Source organism: Bradymonas sediminis, assembly GCF_003258315.1.
Taxonomy (GTDB): Bacteria; Myxococcota_A; Bradymonadia; order Bradymonadales; family Bradymonadaceae; genus Bradymonas; species Bradymonas sediminis.
In genome coordinates, this window is sequence record NZ_CP030032.1 from 469,115 (window position 1) to 487,295 (window position 18,181).

12 protein-coding genes are annotated in these 18,181 nt (G+C 64.2%); 5 read left to right on the forward strand and 7 right to left on the reverse strand.

Annotation, left to right across the window (positions count from 1 at the left end):
* The first annotated feature begins 343 nt into the window (after positions 1–343).
* The gene (locus tag DN745_RS01770; RefSeq protein WP_111331599.1) at positions 344–958 is read left to right on the forward strand and encodes a trimeric intracellular cation channel family protein; all 615 of its coding nucleotides are present in this window, start codon (positions 344–346) and stop codon (positions 956–958) included.
* A 168-nt stretch (positions 959–1,126) separates the two neighbouring features.
* Here DN745_RS01770 and DN745_RS01775 read toward each other — a convergent pair whose 3' ends face one another.
* Positions 1,127–3,835, reverse strand: a complete 2,709-nt coding sequence (locus DN745_RS01775; RefSeq protein WP_111331601.1) for a hypothetical protein — start codon at positions 3,833–3,835, stop codon at positions 1,127–1,129.
* Between the two features lie 271 nt (positions 3,836–4,106).
* Between DN745_RS01775 and DN745_RS01780 the strand changes: the two genes are divergently transcribed.
* The 4 genes from DN745_RS01780 to DN745_RS19495 all read left to right on the forward strand — a co-directional run bounded on the left by DN745_RS01780 (position 4,107) and on the right by DN745_RS19495 (position 12,655).
* A complete protein-coding gene (locus DN745_RS01780; RefSeq protein ID WP_111331603.1) occupies positions 4,107–5,270 on the forward strand; it encodes a coiled-coil domain-containing protein in 1,164 nt (387 codons plus the stop codon).
* Positions 5,267–6,280, forward strand: a complete 1,014-nt coding sequence (locus DN745_RS01785) for a hypothetical protein (RefSeq protein ID WP_111331604.1) — start codon at positions 5,267–5,269, stop codon at positions 6,278–6,280. The genes DN745_RS01780 and DN745_RS01785 overlap by 4 nt, the downstream gene beginning before the upstream one ends.
* Positions 6,281–7,021: 741 nt before the next feature.
* Entirely contained in the window at positions 7,022–8,740 is a 1,719-nt protein-coding gene (locus DN745_RS01800) for an ATP-binding protein (protein ID WP_162687389.1), read from the forward strand.
* Positions 8,741–8,803: 63 nt separating this feature from the next.
* Positions 8,804–12,655, forward strand: coding sequence for a hypothetical protein (locus DN745_RS19495; RefSeq protein ID WP_204355066.1), 3,852 nt, complete (start codon positions 8,804–8,806; stop codon positions 12,653–12,655).
* A 1-nt stretch (position 12,656) separates the two neighbouring features.
* On the opposite strand, the gene DN745_RS01810 is transcribed toward DN745_RS19495, so the two are convergent.
* The 6 genes from DN745_RS01810 to DN745_RS01835 form a co-directional block, all read right to left on the reverse strand.
* Entirely contained in the window at positions 12,657–13,661 is a 1,005-nt protein-coding gene (locus DN745_RS01810) for an LLM class flavin-dependent oxidoreductase (RefSeq protein ID WP_111331610.1), read from the reverse strand.
* Positions 13,662–13,761: 100 nt separating this feature from the next.
* A complete protein-coding gene (locus DN745_RS01815) occupies positions 13,762–14,643 on the reverse strand; it encodes a hypothetical protein (RefSeq protein ID WP_111331612.1) in 882 nt (293 codons plus the stop codon).
* 19 nt (positions 14,644–14,662) lie between these two features.
* Entirely contained in the window at positions 14,663–15,334 is a 672-nt protein-coding gene (locus DN745_RS01820; RefSeq protein WP_133621693.1) for a hypothetical protein, read from the reverse strand.
* Between the two features lie 392 nt (positions 15,335–15,726).
* Entirely contained in the window at positions 15,727–16,971 is a 1,245-nt protein-coding gene (gene dinB, locus DN745_RS01825) for a DNA polymerase IV (RefSeq protein ID WP_111331616.1), read from the reverse strand.
* Between the two features lie 79 nt (positions 16,972–17,050).
* Positions 17,051–17,542, reverse strand: a complete 492-nt coding sequence (locus DN745_RS01830) for a hypothetical protein (protein ID WP_111331618.1) — start codon at positions 17,540–17,542, stop codon at positions 17,051–17,053.
* 126 nt (positions 17,543–17,668) lie between these two features.
* Entirely contained in the window at positions 17,669–18,082 is a 414-nt protein-coding gene (locus DN745_RS01835) for a high-potential iron-sulfur protein (RefSeq protein ID WP_162687797.1), read from the reverse strand.
* Between the last annotated feature and the right edge of the window lie 99 nt (positions 18,083–18,181).

Sequence of the window (18,181 nt, forward strand, 5' to 3'; positions counted from 1 at the left end):
ATGGAATCGGAGCCGACCTTCAAGTCCAAGAGCGCCAGCGCATCGGCCCGCCCCGACCCCAGGATGATTCGCGTCGCCAAAGACCGCGACGTCGGGGTGGTTCCTCGGGCAACGCTAAACTCTTGGGAGCGCTCACCTCCATAAACTATTCATCAGATCTGCGCCTGTGAAACAACTGCCGTGTTGCTTCTCGATGTTGAAACCTTATACAAGCTGGGGATGCGCTGCCCTCCGCCGACAAAATCGGCGTGGGTGACGCCAGCGTTGTCGGTGCCACGAATGTCCAACGGCAGTATGGCGCTAGTCGCCTAGTGACCGTACTGAGAAGGAGCTGTGCGAACCCATGATTCGTCTATTGCTGATATTATTGGACCTTGGTGGCACGTTTGTGTTCGCGCTCAGCGGCGCGATGGCGGCAGGCAAGCATCGCCTCGACATTTTCGGCATCATGGTACTGGCCTTCGCGGCGGGCAATGCTGGCGGCATCCTGCGCGACCTTTTGATCGGCGCGACACCGCCGTCCGCCATCGAGCATTTGAGTTATCTGGGCGTGTCGCTCTTGGCTGGTTTCATCGTCTTTTTTTGGGACCCATTGGTTAACCGGCATAACCCATTGATACTGTGGTTCGACGCCCTTGGCCTGGCGTTCTTCGCGGTCGCGGGGGCAGAAAAGGCGCTGGCTTTCGGGCTCAATCCGGTCATGGCCGCCCTGCTGGGCATGGTGACGGGCGTGGGTGGCGGAATGTTGCGAGACCTGCTGGTGATGCAAATCCCGACGGTGCTGCGCGCCGACCTCTACGCCTCGGCCGCGCTCACCGGCGCCACGATCGTGGTCCTCGGCCATATGCTGCACATTACCTCGGTTGGGAGCATCTTGGTGGGCGGGCTCGCCTGCTTTTTCCTGCGCTATATGGCCATTCGCCATGGCTGGCATCTGCCCCACGCCCGAGCCTCTTAGAACATTTCATGAGTTCATGCGTCGAGTCCGCGAGTTCCACGGCTTCGGGCGCGTCGACCTCAACAACAATTCGCCGGTTAAAAGAGTACGCAAAAGCCCCGGGCGCCGCGTTGAGCGGCGCCCGGGGCTTTGAGTTAGGGGCAGTGATATTTGACTATGCCTGTAGGATTATAGCGCGTCGATCCGGTACACCATGCCGTAGGCCGGGTTGGCGGCGTTGCGGCGCAGCTTCAGGTAATAGTCTCCAGCGAGCAGGTTCTCCAGCTGAAGTTGACCGTAGAAGGGCGCGGATGTCACGACATTTTCTCCCGCGTCGAGCAGCTCAATTTGGCCATATTGGAAGGTATATGGACCGAATTGTTCGAGCTCGAGGGTGATGATGTCGCCGCTATTCATATCGGCGGCCAGGGTGAAGGAGAAATAGTCGACATCGACGTCGCTCGGCAATTCCCCGTAGATGCTGGTCCCCGCCTGCAGCTCACTGAGGTCAAAGGAGGTCGCGCTGGCGGCGGCGTTGTTGGGCTCCGCTTCCAACATCCCCATATCGGTGGCCGCGCTGAGCTTATAGGTCAGCGGCGAGGTCGGGTGCTGGCGGGTGGCCTCGATATGCAGGAAGTAGGTCTCCGAGGCCTGCAGTCCCGTGGCCATCGTCACGCAACCATTATAGAGCGCGTGGGGGTTATTGACGCCCACCAGATCGCCGTTCTGGTCGCTCAACGTGCAGCGGAAGGACGCGCTGGCGGAGTCGAGCGGGTCGACGATCAACGAGAAGACCTCGTCGGCGGCCATGTCGGCCGGGATGGTGAAGGTATAATAATCGTCATCCAGGCTTCCCGGGACCGAGCCGTACAGCGCGGAGCTGATATCGAAGGGGTTCGCCAGCAGCGGACCGTTGTTGGGCTCGACCTCCAATTGCTGCGCCGGGTCGACGTTCAACTCCAGGCTATAGCCGGCGTGGGCCTGGTTGGTGGCCGTGACCTTGAGCAGAGTGGTGCCCGGGGCGAGCAGGGTTTCGTGGAATGTCAGGGTGCCGTTCTGGAAGCCGCGGTTGGCCAGGGTCGTGTTGTCTTCGGCCAAGAAGTACAGGCCGATTTGCTTGCTGGCCTCTCCGTCGATCTCGCCCGAGATCACCACCGCGTCGGTGTTGCTGACCAGGTAGAAATCGGATGCCCAGGCGTCCAGTTGATCGCTCTGAGTGTGCGCCACGGTATCACCGCTGGCGACCTCACCCAGATCCACGGGCGTGCTGGTGGTGATGGTCGTCACCAGGTTCTCCAGGTCGAAGGAGTTCCCCGGGCGAATCTCGAGTCGGTAGCTGCCGCCGTGGGCGCTATAGGCATAGGAATAGCGCCCCTGCGGGACGTTCTCGTAGGCGTAGCCGTAGTCGGGGGCCGGCACCATATGGTCGCCCGACATATCGGTCAGCCTGATCTGCGTCGGGGCGAAGGCGGTGTCATTGGCGAATTTAAGCTCGATAAGCTGGCCGGCCTCGACCTCAAAGGTATAGGCGACGCTCTCGCCGTCGGGCACGTCGACCGGGGCGCTGGAGATCGCGTCGTCGGCCCCGATGGAGCCCAGGCCCTGGGTGTCACTGGAGACCGCGGCGCTGATCTCAAAGGCGGTAGCCAGCCCTTCGACCGTCAACCAATCCGCGACCACCTGGAGCTCGCCGGAGGCTGGCGCGAGCAATTGCAGCGTGTCGCCCTGGGCGATCTGATGTGAGCCAATATAGGCGCCGTCGGCCCAGATCTGCAGGACGCCGCGCGCGCTGGGCTGGCTGGTCTCGACCTGCAGGGTGACGTCATCGCCCGCGCTCAGGCCGGTGAGGTTGAAGAAGTTGTCGCCCAGGGTGCTGTACTCTCCGCTGAGCGAGCCGCCGTTGGCGTCCACGTCGACGGGCGTGGGCGCGTCGATCTCTTCGATGGTGCCGACATAGCCCCAATCGTCGCCGCCGTAGGGGCCCGCGACGCTGCTGCCCGACACAATCGCCGCGGCATAGGCCGCCGGCATCACCGTCACGGTATAGGTGCCGTCGACCGGGATCAGGATTTGGCGCGCGGTGTCGGCGCCGCCAAGCTGCGGGCTCAAGCGCTGGAATCCATTGGGGCCTTCGACCAAAAACGCCGGTGAGGGGATGCCGGTGGACTGCACCGACAGCTGCAGCAATTGTCCGGCCACCGCCTCGAAGTGGAAGATATCCAGGTCCTGGTCGACTTCGCCGTCGCCGCTTAAATCGCTCGGCGCATCGATCTTGCCGGTGAAGACCGTGCGCTCGCCGATGCTCTTGAGGGTCAACGCGTTGGTCTGGCCGCCGTGGGCCGGGTCGTTATTCTCGACCTCTTCGACGTCTGCTTGGGCGGCCAACTCCTGGGCCGGGCTCACGCAGATTCCGCCCAGGAGCACATCGCCGACCTGGCAGGCGTCGGGCAGGCAGAGGCCGGACGCCTCGTCGAAGACCGTGCCGCTGTCGCAGACATCGGCCGTGGGGACGCATTCGCCCGAGCCGCTGTCCAGGGCCGTTCCCTGGCCACATTCGGGGCCGCCGGCGGCCACGCACTCGCCGCTGTTGGGGTCGAGGTTCTCCCCCGCCTGACAGGCGTCCGCCGCGATTACGCATTGGCCATCTTGCAGCGTTGTCTTGGGGCCACAGGCGGTCTCGGCGCCGTCGGGCACGCAGGCGCCGTCTTGCTCGACGGTGCCCGCCCCGCACTCAAGCTCGTCACCGGGTTGCTCACCGATGGTCTGGTCCGCCACGCATTGCTCGCCTTTTTGGACCGTCCCCGGCCCGCATTCGGTGCTGTCGCCACAGCCAGCGCTAGGCAGCGCCAATAGAACGGCGGCTGCGAGGATGAGATATAGATTCGTTTTCGACTGCATTGTTGTTCTCCAATAGAGGGAAATAATAATCAGCGCGAAGGTCTGACTGAGCGGATACTACGGATTATCGAATGCAGTATCAGCGCAACGTCGGCGCAATTCTGGCGCAATTATTTTGGCGCTTGATTTCCCCCCCAAATCGGGCCGCTGGGGCGCTCGAAGGTCGGCGAAAAGGGGCGAGGGATAATCGGCGTTTCGGATTGAATAAACCCATCGTGATTGATAGCTTGAGCGCCCCAATGGGTCCCCTGCACTGCAAAGAAGTAAGGTTATGAGTCAATCGGCACCGGATATTCTGGCGCGCGAGGTGCCCTATCTCGGGCAGGACATCTCCAGAGCAGCCATCGAGTCCATGATCGTCAGTGAGCGCACGCGCCAGCGGCGCGACCTCGCGGCGCTGGAGAAGCTGCGCGAGCATAACGCCGAGATCCAGCAGACGCTTGTCGGCGAGGTTGAGAAATTGCGCCAGATCAGCGGCCAGCTCAGCAAGGAGCGCGAGCGCGGCGAGTTCTCGCGCAGCCTGCGTAACTTCCTGGCGAAGTTGCCCTGGGTGGGCGGGCAGGTGTTGACGCACCGCTCCATCGAGGAGATTTTGCGCGAGCAATACGAGCTCAGCGCGCGCCGGGCGAAGGAGGCCGCCGAGTTCGTGGACCGGCTCGAGGCCGCCAAGGTGGGGCTATGGGATGAGATCGACCGCCTCAATCAAAAGATCGTCGAGTCTGCCAAAAACGAGGAGCTCGCCGTGGCGCATATTCGCCAGCTTGAGGCGCTCAAGAGCCGCCTGGAGGTCGAGCGCGCGGCGGTGGAGCTCAGCAGCGCCGACGGCCGCCAGGCCCAGGCGCTCTTGGACCGCACCCATCGCGCGCTCTCCGAGCACGCCACCAAATTAAAGCTCTACGCCACCGCCGAGAACCGCCTGGCGAAGCTGCAGGAGAATACCCGCCAACTGGCTGAAACCATTGGGCATTTGCAGTCAGATATCGTTGTCTATGTGACCGCGGCGACCGAGAAGCTCGACCTGATCTCCGGGCAAATTCAGGCCATCGGCGTGGCCGCCGACGCCTCGGTCGTCATGTTCGAGCTGCAGCACTCGCTCAAGGCCATGACCGAGTCGGTCAACCACGCCACGCGCTTTGTCTCGGAGACCCAGGTCTATTTCCGCGAGAACGTCGACGCGATGCTCGAGGAGATGGAGCTCTACGACGACGAGACCCAGCAGATTTTGGCCGGCAATCTCGCGCTTAATGAGGGCTACGACCAGATGGATATCGCAGGGGCGATGTCCCTGGCGTTGGCCGATAAGATCGAGCAGGCCGCCCGACAAGCCGGCGTGGGGTCGAACGCGGGCGAGGTTGTGCTGGATTTTGAGGGCGCCGAAGAGGCCGCGGCGCAGCAGGTGAGCCGGGTTCGTTCGACAAAGGAGCAGCATCGATGAGCGCCGCCCAGACGCGTGAATTAAGCGGTCCGCAAGAGGCCGACTATATCGGCCGACTGGGGCGCATCATCCGCAGCGCGCGCCTCAACCTGCATTATCCCGAGGCGCGCGCGCTGCGCTCGCACCTTGGCTGCATGGACCCCCGGGTGCACCGCGGATTATACCCGGGCGTGCAGGTGAATCTCGCCTCGGGCCTGCCGAGCTACCGCGAGTGGACGCGGGTGCAGACCGACGTGCAGATCGCCGCCGAGCAGCTTCAGAAGCTCGGCGCGCGCGCGGAGCTTGAGCGCCAGGCGAGGGCCAGCGACGCCTCGATTTATCAGAAACTGCTGCATAAACACGATTATTATTCGCAGATTCAGGGGCGTGAATTGGCGTCGCTTGGTCAGATGACGGTCGCCCTGCGCAAGATCGATGCGCGCAGCCGCACCGGCTATTTTAATATCGTGCTCGACAAGCTCGAGGCCTCCGGGCTCTTCGTGCGCTATTCCATCCAGCTCGCCCAGACCCACAGCGCCTGGAGTCAGCCGCTGGTGCGCCTGGACGCCGAGAACGCCGAGCATACCGAGCAATTAAAATCACTGGTCTATAAATGCACCGCCCTGGGCAGCGAGTCGACCTTTATCAAACTCGCCGCGCTCGGCGGGGTGCGCGTGGAGCGGGTCGTGCGCGGCAGCGTCGGGCCGATTATCTGGCGCGCCGAGGACGCCCCCGACGTGCTCCGCCCGCTGATGGAGGCAGGCGGCCCGACCGGTTTTATCGCCCAATTCGGCCTGGATATGCTGGCCGATGACGTCGCCGAAGACCGTCAGAATGACCCGCTCGGCGCTCGAGTACAGACGGACGCGCAATTTTCCTCGAAGATGCGCGCGGCCCTTAAAGTCGCGCGCCAAAAGTCGGGCGTGAATATCTTCGGCGACCGTAAATTCGTGGTGCCGCGTCATATGATGGCGCCGCTGCGCGATTTTTGCGCCGCGCGTGGCACTCAGAATTTGATTTATTCGATTTAGCCGCAACCGGTGATGCCACGTCCGCCGCCCAAGCCACGACCGCCACCCAAGCCACGACCGCCGCCCAAGCCACGAGCGCCGCCCAAGCCACGAGCGCCGTCCAAGCCACGAGCGCCGCCCAAGCCACGACCGCCGCCCAAGCCACGAGCGCCGCCCAAGCCACGACCGCCGCCCAAGCCCCGACCCCCGCCGAAGGCTACGGCCGCCAACCCTGGCGGGATTGGCGCCCTGCGCCCACGGCTACTAATTCTGTCACGCCCCTGCGGGGCTTGCCGCGCGTGGGTCGTGCATGATCTACGAGCCTCGCGTGGCGAAATTGTGTGGCGAATCCGATTCATAACCGACCGCCTCCTCGAATCGGCGAACGCGTTTCGGACCACCAGCCCCAACGGGGCGCGACAGAATCGGTAGCCGGGGTCGTAGCGTTTTTTGCGTAGGCCTCGGCGGCGGTCGATGATGTGATGGCGGTCGATGACTCGATGGCGGTCGATGACACAACGGCGACCGATGACGCGACGGCGACCGATGACACAACGGCGACCGATGACGCGACGGCGACCGATGACACCACGCCGGTCGAAGACACCACGACACTCAATGACCCAACCACGCTCGCCCCTTGTCTGCACCGCGCGATTCGGAGACACTTCTGCCAAATATCGCGAACCTTAGGTGTCGCTAGCACCACCTCAAATCCTGCAACGCTCCGATGAGCGCATAATTTCGTGAAGCGAGATGCCCGTGAGCCAGAAAAATACCGGCCTTATCGAAAACCTGGTGACCCAATTTAGCTCTCCGCTGGATTGCTTCCGCGAGCTGGCCCAGAACGCCATGGACGCCGGCAGCCAGGTGGTCGAGGTGTGGAGCGAGTTTATCCCCGGCGACGATTATATCGGCACCATCGCTTTGCACGTCGATGATTTTGGCGAGGGGATGGATGAGCATATTATCGACACTTATTTGACCCAATTATTCTCGTCGGCCAAAGAGGACGACCTGACCAAGATTGGCAAATTTGGCATCGGCTTTGTGTCGGTCTTCGCGCTCGAGCCGCGCGCCGTGTTGGTGCAAACCGGGCGCGGCGGCGAGTATTGGGAGGTGCTCTTTCACGAGGATCGCACCTTCACCAAGACCCGGGTGCAGATGCCGGTGGAGGGCACCCAGATCACCCTTTTTCTGGCCGGCGACATCCAGCGCTACAATGAATTGGTGCAGGGGACGCGGGAGCGGCTCAAATTCTGGTGCGCGCACTCCGAGACCGAGATCACCTTCGAGGACCGCAGCCAGAACACCGACGCCTTCGCCGAGCCCGAGCGGATCAACCAGCCCTTTGGGGTCGAGGGGAGCTGCGTCACCCGGGTCGAGCACCAGGGGACCGAGATCGTGTGCGCCTACCAGCGCCGCCCGTCTTACGGGTTCTATAACGCGGGGCTGACCCTGGCGTACTCTCAGATCGGCGAGGACCTGCTCGGCGCGCGCGCCGCGCGGTTTCGCCATATCGGCTTCAAGATCAAGTCGCGCTATCTGGAGCATACCCTGAGCCGCGACACCATCATGCGCGACGCCAACTACGATAAGGCTATGCGCCTGCTCGAGGACGCGGTAAACCAGGACCTCTTCGGGGCGCTGGTCGCCCAGCTCGAGTCGTTGGTGGCCGAGGATGGCTGGGCCTTCGAGCAAATGCAGGCCTACGGCGAGCTGTGCAATTATCTGGCCCGGGAGCCCGCTGAATTGCTCAAATCCATCGGCGGGCGGCGCGTGATCCGCGGGCTCAACGGCTCCGCCCTGTCGCTCGACGAGCTCTACGACGCCTGGGCCGACAGCGGGCGCGTGCTGGTGAGCGAGCAGCCCTCGGAGCTATGCGCGGCCCTGGAGCGCGCCGGCAGCCTGGTGGTGTATGGGCGAGGCGAGGGGGGGACGGCGGCGGCATCCCCGCTGGACGCGGTCAACCGGCTGGTGGATCGATTCGTGCGGCTGCGCTACCGCGACACGCTGGGCTCCAAGATCCGCAGCGCGCTTAAGGTCTTCGGGGTCTCCAACGCCACGCCCAGCGTGCTCGTCGCCCCCGAGGATATCTATTTGCCCGTGGTCCTGGACGCCTCGCCGCCCGAGGTGGTGCGCGGGTTAATCGCGCACGCGTCGCGGATTCTGCGCGACGCAGGCGCCGGATACCGGCGCATGACCACCTGCCAGATCGGGTGGAGCGCGGGGGATGAGCAGCTCTTCGTGGTGGGCAATAAGCTCAGCTCATTTATGGCGCGCCCGCCGGTCGGCGCCGCGCGGGGCACGCGCAGCCTGGAGGCCGCGGTCAACCGCGATCACCCCCACTTCACCTATCTGCTCGAGGTCTACCAAAGCCAACCCGAGCTCGCCGCTTATTGCCTGGCCAAGAGTTTGTTGCTCAGCCAGGACCGCCTGCCGAGCTGTGATATGTCCATGATCGAGGCGGCTCAGGCCTAGTGGCTGCGCCCTCAATTGTTGCTCAAATACCTCAGCGCTACCCCTCTGAAATCCGTGGTTCCTATGTCTAATATCGATGCGATTATCGCCCGTAGTCGGCAGGCTGGTGAGTTTAGCGAGCGCAAGAGCTTCCAGGTCTCGCGGGAGCGCGCCATCCGAAAGATGCGCGAATTTGCGCTGGCAGACCCGCATTATTATGTGCTCGAGCTCATCCAGGCGGCCATCGCCAGCGGGGCGACCCACGTCGATATGCAGATCGACGACGACACCTTTATCCTCTCCTATGTGGGCGGCGGGTTTAGCGAAGGCGAGCTCACGGCGCTCTTCGATTTCCTCTTCGCGGCCAAATCCGATGTCTCCACCGGCGCCATTCGCCAGCTCGCCCTTGGGGTCAACGCGCTGATGCGTTTTGAGCCCGACCAGATCATCCTGGAGTCCGGCGACGGCACCCTGGCCGGCACGACTCGCGTCGAGATCAACCCGGGCCGGGACCTGGTCGAAGTGGGCACGCCCGAGGCGGCGCTGAACGGGTCCTTTCTGCGCGCGCAGGGCCTTCGCCGGCGCAAGGTGCGCGGGCAGAGCTCGCTTATCGAGACTCCGTATGGCCCGCGCGAATGCTCGGCCATTGAGGAGCGTTGCCTGGCCGCGCCGGTGCCCATCCTGGTCAACTCCCACCCGGTCTTTGGCTATACAAGCATCCGCAGCCCGCGGCTGATCGGGTACGACGACGTCATCAAATTCGACGAGGGCGAGCTGTACGGGAGCATCGGCGTGGCGCGCCAGGTGCATAACCAGGTCTTCAAATTGCTCACCTGGGGGGTGTGGGTGGAGTCGGTGCACTTCCCGCTGGTCGAGGGAAAAGCCTACGGCGGAATCGTGACCTACAATCACCTCAATAAGACCGCCGACCACTCCGCGATCGTCCAGGATAAGCGCCTGAGCGACCTGTGGGCGCAGCTGCGCACCTACGCCCATATGGCGGCGAGCGACGGGGCGCGCGGCGAGGGCTTTCGGCTTAAATTTTTGGGCGGCGACACGCTTGAACCCCGCCATATTCGCCTGGTCCTCGACGCCCACTCCTGCCTGCTCGTGGTCGAGCCTAGCGTCGAGGCGGACACCCTCGCCGGGCTGCGCGCGTTGCGCATCGGCCAGGCGTTGAGCGCGCCGGTGTTTAGCGCGTCAGCGGCGGATGGCCAGATCCTCGAGGACCTGGCCGGCCCAAATATCCGGGTGATTCGCTTCGAGGACTTAAAGGAGAGCGACGAGGCGATCTTTAACCAGGCGCTCGTCACCCCGCCCGAGCGCCCCTGGCTCCTGGGCGTGCGTGAGATGCCCGCGATGCGCGCCGGGGTGCTGGCCGCGCAGCTAAAAGAGGCGGCGTTTGCGGCCCAATTGCAGCGGGCTGAGGGCGAGCAGGACGGCGAAGACGCGCCCGGGCAGGGACGCCTTTTGGAGCGACTGGGCGGCGCGCGCAGCCAGTATAATGTGCGGATTTATACGCCCATGCGATTGCCCCGCGCCGCGCGCTCGGGCGGCGCGGACGGGAGCGCGCTGGGCGTCTGGGTGCGGGTGGTCGCCCTGGAGCGTGTCGTGTGGGAGGGCGCGGTGGAGAATCCCTACGCCGGGCATTTTATCGAGATCGACGCGCCCGTAGATCTGCCCAGCGACCTGCTCGCCGCCAACCCCTTCGACCCCTCTCAGGTGCTGGCCGAGTCCATCGCCCGCGCGATCGTGGCGGGCGCCCAAAAAAGCCTCGAGGAGACCAGCGCGCAGGCGCTTGAGCAGCTCAGCCACGCCCCGACGCTGCCGAATACCGCCGGGGCCTATATCGCGCTCGCCGCGCTGCTGCGCGACTCGACGATGCAAATCCGCGCCGGCCAGAATGCTCAGGGCGCCGCGATTCGATTCGACCTTCGCGGCGCATCCAAGCAGCATAACCTCGGCGAGCTCGAGCTCTTTTCGACCCTGGATGGCCGCACCATAAACCTGCGCGAGCTCGAGTCCATCATGGCCCACACCGGCGGGCTTGTTTACGGGACGGTGCCCGAAGTGCCGGCGAACCTCGACGGCCTGGACCAAAGCCGCATTCTGGCGCTCGACCCGCGCAGCGAGGCGCTGCTGGTCGAGCTGGTCGGCCACGGCGCCTATATCCGGGTCGACGCGCGCGAGCGCCTGGCCCGGTCTTCGGACCGGCGCTGGGAGGTGCGCGACCTGGCTTTTGGCCTGCGCGCATACCCCAACGCGCCGCTATTGGTTGAGCCGGCGCCGGGCTCCAGTGGCGAGGCCTCGGGGGCTGCGCTGCCCGACGAGGCGGTGATTAAGGAATTGGTCCAGGCGCTATACCGAACGTTGGTGGACGGCCTCGGCGATCCGCGACGCGAAGAGGCCGAAGAGGCCCGCCGACAGGCCGCGCGCCACCTTCGCCACTTCGTCTGCTGGCGCCGCCTATATCAACCCCACGCCCCGACCTACGGCGTCGAGCAGCTCGGGCTCTTCTGGGATGAGCAATTTCGCGAGGTCTCCCTTGCGCAAATTCTTCAGGGATTTCAGCGCTTTGGGAGGATAGTGATGCTCGACGGGCGCGTCTCAGAGAACCCTCAGGCGCCGGGGAGCGCCGACCCGAATCATGTGCCGCGCGCGCTGATGCTCAACCCCTGGTCTTTCCGATTATTGAGGCCGCTGGGGACGCTCGTCGGGGCGTTTGAGGCGGGAGAAGAGGGCGCGGAAAGCGGGCCCATCCCCCAGGATTGGAGCAATCGCGCTGCCATGGTCGCCATCCGTGAGCTCGATACCCGGTATTATAAGGGGCGGATTGGCCTGCCGAAGGCGTCCGTCGAGGCGCCGAATATACGGGTGATTTCGGTCGACAAGCGCCGCGTCGCCCTGCTGCGCCAGTCGAGCATCGAGTTTGGCCTGGTGGGCGTGGTCGAGCTCAAGCAGCCGTCCGATGACTGGGGGGAGACGCTCAAAAAACTCGACGCCGCATTGCGCGCAGAGAGCACCGCGCTGCTCAGCGATATGCTCGCCAGGCTCGCCGGGTTTGAGGACTCCGCGCAGCTTTTGGTCGCCCTGGAGGTGCTGCTTGGATTTGCCGCCCGGCATTTGAAATTCGCACAGGCGCTCCAGGGGCCGATGCGCCCGATCTTCGTCGGTACGCCCCCCGAGCAGGAGTTGGCGCGTCGTGTCCTGGAGGCGCCGGTCTTCGCCACGCGCCATCGCCTACCGGTTGGCGCCATGAACTTTCTTCGCCAGGCATTGATTGAGCGCTACCGGGGCCAAAGGCTTGCCCCGGCCTCGCGTCTGGAGTTGCGCGAGGACGCCCCGGAAGTGCTCGCACGCTGGCTTGAGCGTCTGGTGGGGCGCATCCATGCGATGTCTCGGCGCCCGCAGCCGACTTCGACACCGTCTGCGCCGGCACCGCCGACGCCGTCTGCGCCGGCACCGCCGACGCCGTCTGCGCCAGCCGGCGGGCACCAACTCGCTGCGGCACCGCTGGCGCGCCGACTCGAGCGTTTGCTGGCTCAATTTCGCCCGGACTCCCTGGCCGAATCCCAGGCTCAGGAGCAAGCCGGCCAGGCGGGCGATCACCAGACGCGCATCGTTATCTTTGACTTCGATGGCCCGGCGCCGCAGGGCATTTTCCCGGCTGCGGTCAATTCGCAGATATATTTGCGCCAAAATGATGAGCCGTTTTTCTATATCGGCCACCAACCGCCCTATCTGCTGATTAACCAGAATAGCCCGGTCGTGCAGCGCGCGCTCGAGGCCGTCCCCGGCGACGATACCCCAGTGGCCTGGCTGCTATTAGCCGTCTACGCCCATATCAATTACCTCCTCACTCCGGTGACCAACGACCACGAGTTTGGGTTCCAACGCCGCGTCCTCGACGCGCTGCGGGCCGGGGAGTTGCGTTGAGTTAAGCCGGCGCCTCAATCTCCATGGCCTCGGCCAATAACTCATAGGAGCGAAGTCGTGCTTCGGGGCTGTGCAGGATCGTGGTGACCATCAGCTCGTCGGCCTGGTTGTCTTTGGCGAAGGCGCCGAGTTTGGCGCGAAGGGTCTCGGGGCTGCCGACGAAATTTCGCCTGCGCCCGTCCTCGATGATCGAGCGCTCAAACGCGCTGTATTCGCGCTTGCTGGCCTCCTCGGGCGGGGTGAGCGGCACGAATTGGCCGCGGCGCAGGTTCACCTGCATCAGATCGCCGGTGCTCGCCAAAAAGTCCGCTTCAGCGTCGGTCTCGGCGCAGACCACCGAAACCGCCAGGATCACATGCGGTTTAGGGAAGCGCTCAGACGGCACGAAATTGTCGCGATAAGCTGCCAGCGCCGGCCCCGCAGGGGTCTGGCTAAAATGACTCGCAAAACTATAACCCAGCCCCTGCTGCCCCGCGAATTTCGCGCTCGCCCCGCTCGACCCCAACAGCCAGATCGGCGGCAGGTCGACGTCCCCCGGCATCACCCGGATCGACGCGAATGGGTGCTCCGGCGGGAAGCCGCCGCTCGACAATAACATCAGCTCCTGGAGCTGCTCGGCGAATTTCGACGGGTCGAAGGAGCGCAGCGCGCGCACCGTCGTCTGGTCGGTCCCCGGCGCTCGCCCAATGCCCAGATCGACGCGCCCCGGGTAGAGCGCCTCAAGCGTGTGAAAACTCTCCGCCACTTTGAGCGGCACATGATTCGGCAGCATGATGCCGCCCGAACCCACGCGAATCGTCCGGGTCGCCGAGGCCACATGCGCCATCAGCAGCTCCGGCGAAGAGCTCGCGATGCTCGGCATGCCGTGGTGCTCGGCGAACCAGACGCGCGTATAGCCCAGGGCCTCAGCCCGCTGGGCCAGGGTGACGCTATTTTGAAGAACTTCAGAGGATGTTTGGCCTTCGCCCACGGGGGCGAGGTCGAGGATGGAGAGTTTGTGGGTCATTGCGATGCCTCAACATATTTGAAGGAGGGAGTTATCTGCAGGTGGGGTACAACCACGCGCAGATATCTAAACACCGGATGAAATAAATCCAGCGCCTCCTTTATGCCGGGGTCTTTTGCTCTGGTGGCGCCGAGCGCTGACGCAAGGTCTGCATCGCGGTCTCGAGCCCGGTGTGAACCTCCGCGCTCGGCACGCGCTCGCGATGGCATTCGGGGCAAAGCGATGCCTCGGCGCGCAGGTGATAGCCGCAGCTCTCGCAGGGCACGCGCGCCCGCTGGTCGGCGGCGCGCTCGGCGCTGCGCGCGACGAAGGTGAGCACGGCGAAGAGAACCGTGCTCAAAAGGAGGACGCCAAAGCCAATAAGCGGCAACAAAGGAAGCAGGACCAACACGCCCACCACGCCGCCGGTCTCGAGCTTCGCCCAGAGGCCGCCGAGGTCGAAATCATCGACGAAATCCAATAGTTGCGAGCGCATCCAGGTCAGCCCGAGGTTCAGGGCGACCGCCGCGCCGATGATGCCGCCCTGCAGGCCGAGGCTCTGCTCGGTCGTCGCAGCGCCGGCGGTTGCGCCCAATAAGCCCGTCGTGGCCTGTGTTAGGTTGGCGGCGGTGTCGGGGGCGGCGACGGCGTCGTTGATGAGTCCGGCGGCTTCGGCCTCGGGCATGCCGAGGGCGGCGAAGAGCAGGGCGGCGCTGAACGCGCCGAAGGCCCCGGTGATATTATCGACCCCGACGTCGCGCAGCACCCCCGCGATGTCCGGGTCGTGTTTGGCCGCGATCTCGGCGCCGGCCAGAACCCCCGCGACCACCAACGCCGCCGGCGACACCAGCCATTGCATCGCCTGCGGCAGGCTCGCCAGGTCCTGATGCACCAGGACCGCCACGACGATCTGCACGCCCCAAAAAGTCGCGGCCGGGCGCGCGGCGGACGTGATGGCCGGGCCGAATATCATCGCCAAAAATCGTAATAATTGCAGCTCCATCGCACACCTACTCAACGCTTCAGGGGATAAGCTCGGTGAGAACCTCGGCGATCGCGCTGACCCCGGGGATATCGGCATTGGCCAGCATATAAGCCGCGCCCACCACCACGGCGACCGTCGCCGCCAACGCGCCAAACATCATAAGCAAGACGACCCCGGGCAGCGCCCACTCCGACACCCGCAGGGGTTGGCCCTCGGCCTCCAGGCGCCAGCGTTTCCGAAGAATCGCCAGCCCACCTTCGATATAGAGCGCGGTCAACAGCGGCCCGAGCACGCCCAGCACCACCGCGCTCACCCCGATCAGCGGGACAATCGCCACGTTGATGACCACCGCGCTCATCGCGATCGCCGTGCCCAGCAGCCGCATGCTCACGCGCGCCAGAACCCGGCGCGCCGGCGACAGCCAGATAAGCCCGCGCCTGAGCACGATGATATGCAGAATAAACAGCGCCGCCACCTGCACCACCACCTGCAACAGCGGCACCACGCCCGCCAAAAAACTCGCCAGCGCCACCAGCGCATACCCCCGAAGCCGCCAATTCTGCTGGCGCGATTGCAGCGTCTCCAGAATATCGCCGCCCCGAAACCCCAGCGGCGAGCCGCACTGGGCGCAGTCGGCCTCGCGCACGATGGCAGTGTGTGAGACCCGCTCCGCGCAGCGTCCGCAGCGACCCGCGGCGAGTAATTTCATTTGGTGGTTCGATTGGTGCATGAGGTCCTTGGCGTAACTTGCAATCACCATATCGGATCGTGGGCGGTTGTGCGATCGGCGTGGTGATGCGCTCACGGATAGCCGGTATGTGGCCAAAGCGCCCAAAAGAACGACCCCAGCGGGCTCGCCCCGCTGGTGAGCGAGATTGCCGGCCAGAAGCGGCGCCCAAAAGAACGACCCCAGCGGGCTCGCCCCGCTGGTGAGCGAGATTGATAGCCAGTGGCGCGTCGAGTTGGCGTGGCGTGACGTTTTGTAACGCATCGAGTTGGCGTGGCGTGGTGTTTTGTGGCGTATCGGGTTGGCGGGGCGCTGTTGGCCGTCAGTTGATTCACCAGCCGGGCAAGCCGGCTGGGGTCTTTGCGCGGGCGCGCCTATTCGCCCGGCTTTTGGCCCGACGAATTCCCCAGATGCTCGCCAAATAACGACTGCGCCGGCCCCTTCTCCACCGACGCACGTCCGATCTTATCGCCGAATTTGTCCCGAATGGCGTCCATCGTCTTCTCGAGCGTGGCTTCCTTGGCTACGTCGGTTTTGGGGGCTGCGCTGGGGCGCGGGGCGAAGAGGCCGAGCTGGACGCTGTCTTCGGGTTTGGCCAGGTCAAACCCGGCGGCGCCGACCAGGCGGATGGGGCGGTCGAGGTCCAGAGAGTTGAGCAGGTGGCGGGTGGTCTCAAAGAGGGTGCGCGCGTCGTCGCACGCGCGGGGGAGTGCGCCCTGGCGGGTGCGCAGTTGGAAATTCTCGCTATAGCGCAATTTCACCCGCGCCGAGCGCGCGCGTACGTCGCGTTTTCTGAGCGCCTTGGCGACCTCTTCGCATTGTTCGCGCAGGAATTTTTCGACCTGCTCGCGCCCCTGGATATCCACCATGAGCGTGGTCTCGGAGCCGATGGATTTGCGCTCGCGGTCGGCCACCACGGGGCGGTCGTCCTGGCCGGCGGCCAATTGCTTGAGTTTATAAGCTCTTGATTTGCCTAATAAATGGGCGAGCCGGTGGGCGTCGGCCTGGCGCAGGTCCTCGAAGGTCAGGATCTTCTGGGAGTATAGCTTCTGCGCGGTCTTCTCGCCCACGCCCCACATCTTTCGCACCGGCATGGGGCCGAGCAGGTCGAGCTCGGTGCCCGGGCGGATGAAGCTGACGCCGTCGGGCTTTTGCATGGGGCTTGCGAGCTTGGCCATGAATTTATTGGCCCCGATGCCCACCGAGCAGGTCAGCCCGTCGGTGACATCAAAGACGTCGCGCTTGATCGCCTGGGCGGTCTCCACCGGCGGGCCAAAGATGGCCTCGCTGCCGGTCATATCCAAAAACGCCTCGTCGAAGCTCAGCGGCTCGACCAGCGGGCTATAATCGGCGAAGACCTCCATGATATCGGCGCTCACCGCCCGGTATTTTTCGATATTTGGTGGGATGACCACGGCCTCGGGGCATTGGCGCAGCGCCTTCGCCATCGGCATGGCGCTGCGCACCCCAAATTTTCGCACCTCGTAGCTCGCCGCGGCCACGACGCCGCGTTTTAAGCCGCCGCCGATAATCACCGGGCGGCCGCGCAGGGCGGGGTTATCGCGTTGTTCGACCGAAGCGAAAAACGCGTCCATATCGACGTGGAAGATCAGGCGCATGATAGAGCCGGCGAGGGGGCCGGGATGTGCAGGGAAGGAGGGTGCCCCGGGCGATACACTGCCCGGGGCGAGGGTTTATTTAAGGGTTGAAATCGTCTTCTTGGCCGGCGCCGTCGAGGTCGTCGGCGTCTTCGGCCTCATCCGGGTCACAGGTATAGACGCATTGCAGGTCCACGCAGTCCATCTCGCCGGCGCACTCGGGGGCGTCCAGGCCCGCGCAATCCTCGACCACGTCGCAGGCCTGGGCATAGGTATGCGACTGATTCGACTCCTCGGCGTCCGGGTCTTCCATATCCGCGGCGTCGACGTTGGGGCGATTGATGACGATGGGCTGGGCGTCGTCATCGCCGTCGCCCAGGCCCAGGTCGATGGGACCCGCTTGAGCGGCCTCGGTATTCTGACTCTCGGCGGCGTTATCCGCCGCGCGCTGGGGGGCTTCATCGCGCTCGACTTCTTCCTCGTCGACGCTCGAATAGCTTGTGCGCGGCGCGGGTTTGGCTTTCGGTGACGCGCATGCGCTGAAGGTGAAAAGTCCGAGGCCTAAAACGAGGAGTGCGATACGACGACTCATAGAAAATCCTTAGTATTTTATCAAATCGGCCCGAGTGACCAGGCGTTAATATCTATTATCGAATGACTTAATAGCCGAAATCACGACGTCGTGCGCGTTCGGATGAAAAACTTATTTGGACCCAACTTAAGAGCGCGTCGCGACCCACGCAATGCACCAACCCCTGGGGTTGAACTTCCCCGCCATAATCGCGCAACCGCCACAGCCCTCGCCGCTGACTGGCTTCCAATGCAGGCAATTGGCGCAATCCTGGGCGGGTTTTGGGGTCTGCTCGACGTATTTGAGCTGCTCGCGCGTGCTGATTTCGGCGGCGTTCAAACCGCTGGTGTCCGAGCAGTCGAGCGCGCCCGCGTCGCCCGGGGCGCTTGCATCAACGGTGGGCTCGGTCGTCACGTCCTCTGTGGCGTTGCTCGCCCCATAAGCCGTGGTGCAGCCGCTAAGGGCGAGTCCAGAGGCTGCGCCCAGGAGCGCCGCGCGACGAATGAAATCGCGGCGATTAAGCTGCGCGTCTGGTTTTCTCGCTCCCTTTCGTGCCTGCATATATTGCCTCGATTTACCCATACAAAACTAAGAATCAAACGCCGGCGATTATAGAAGGTCGCTCAACTTTTGTATATGCGTGCGATATTTATCGCCCGG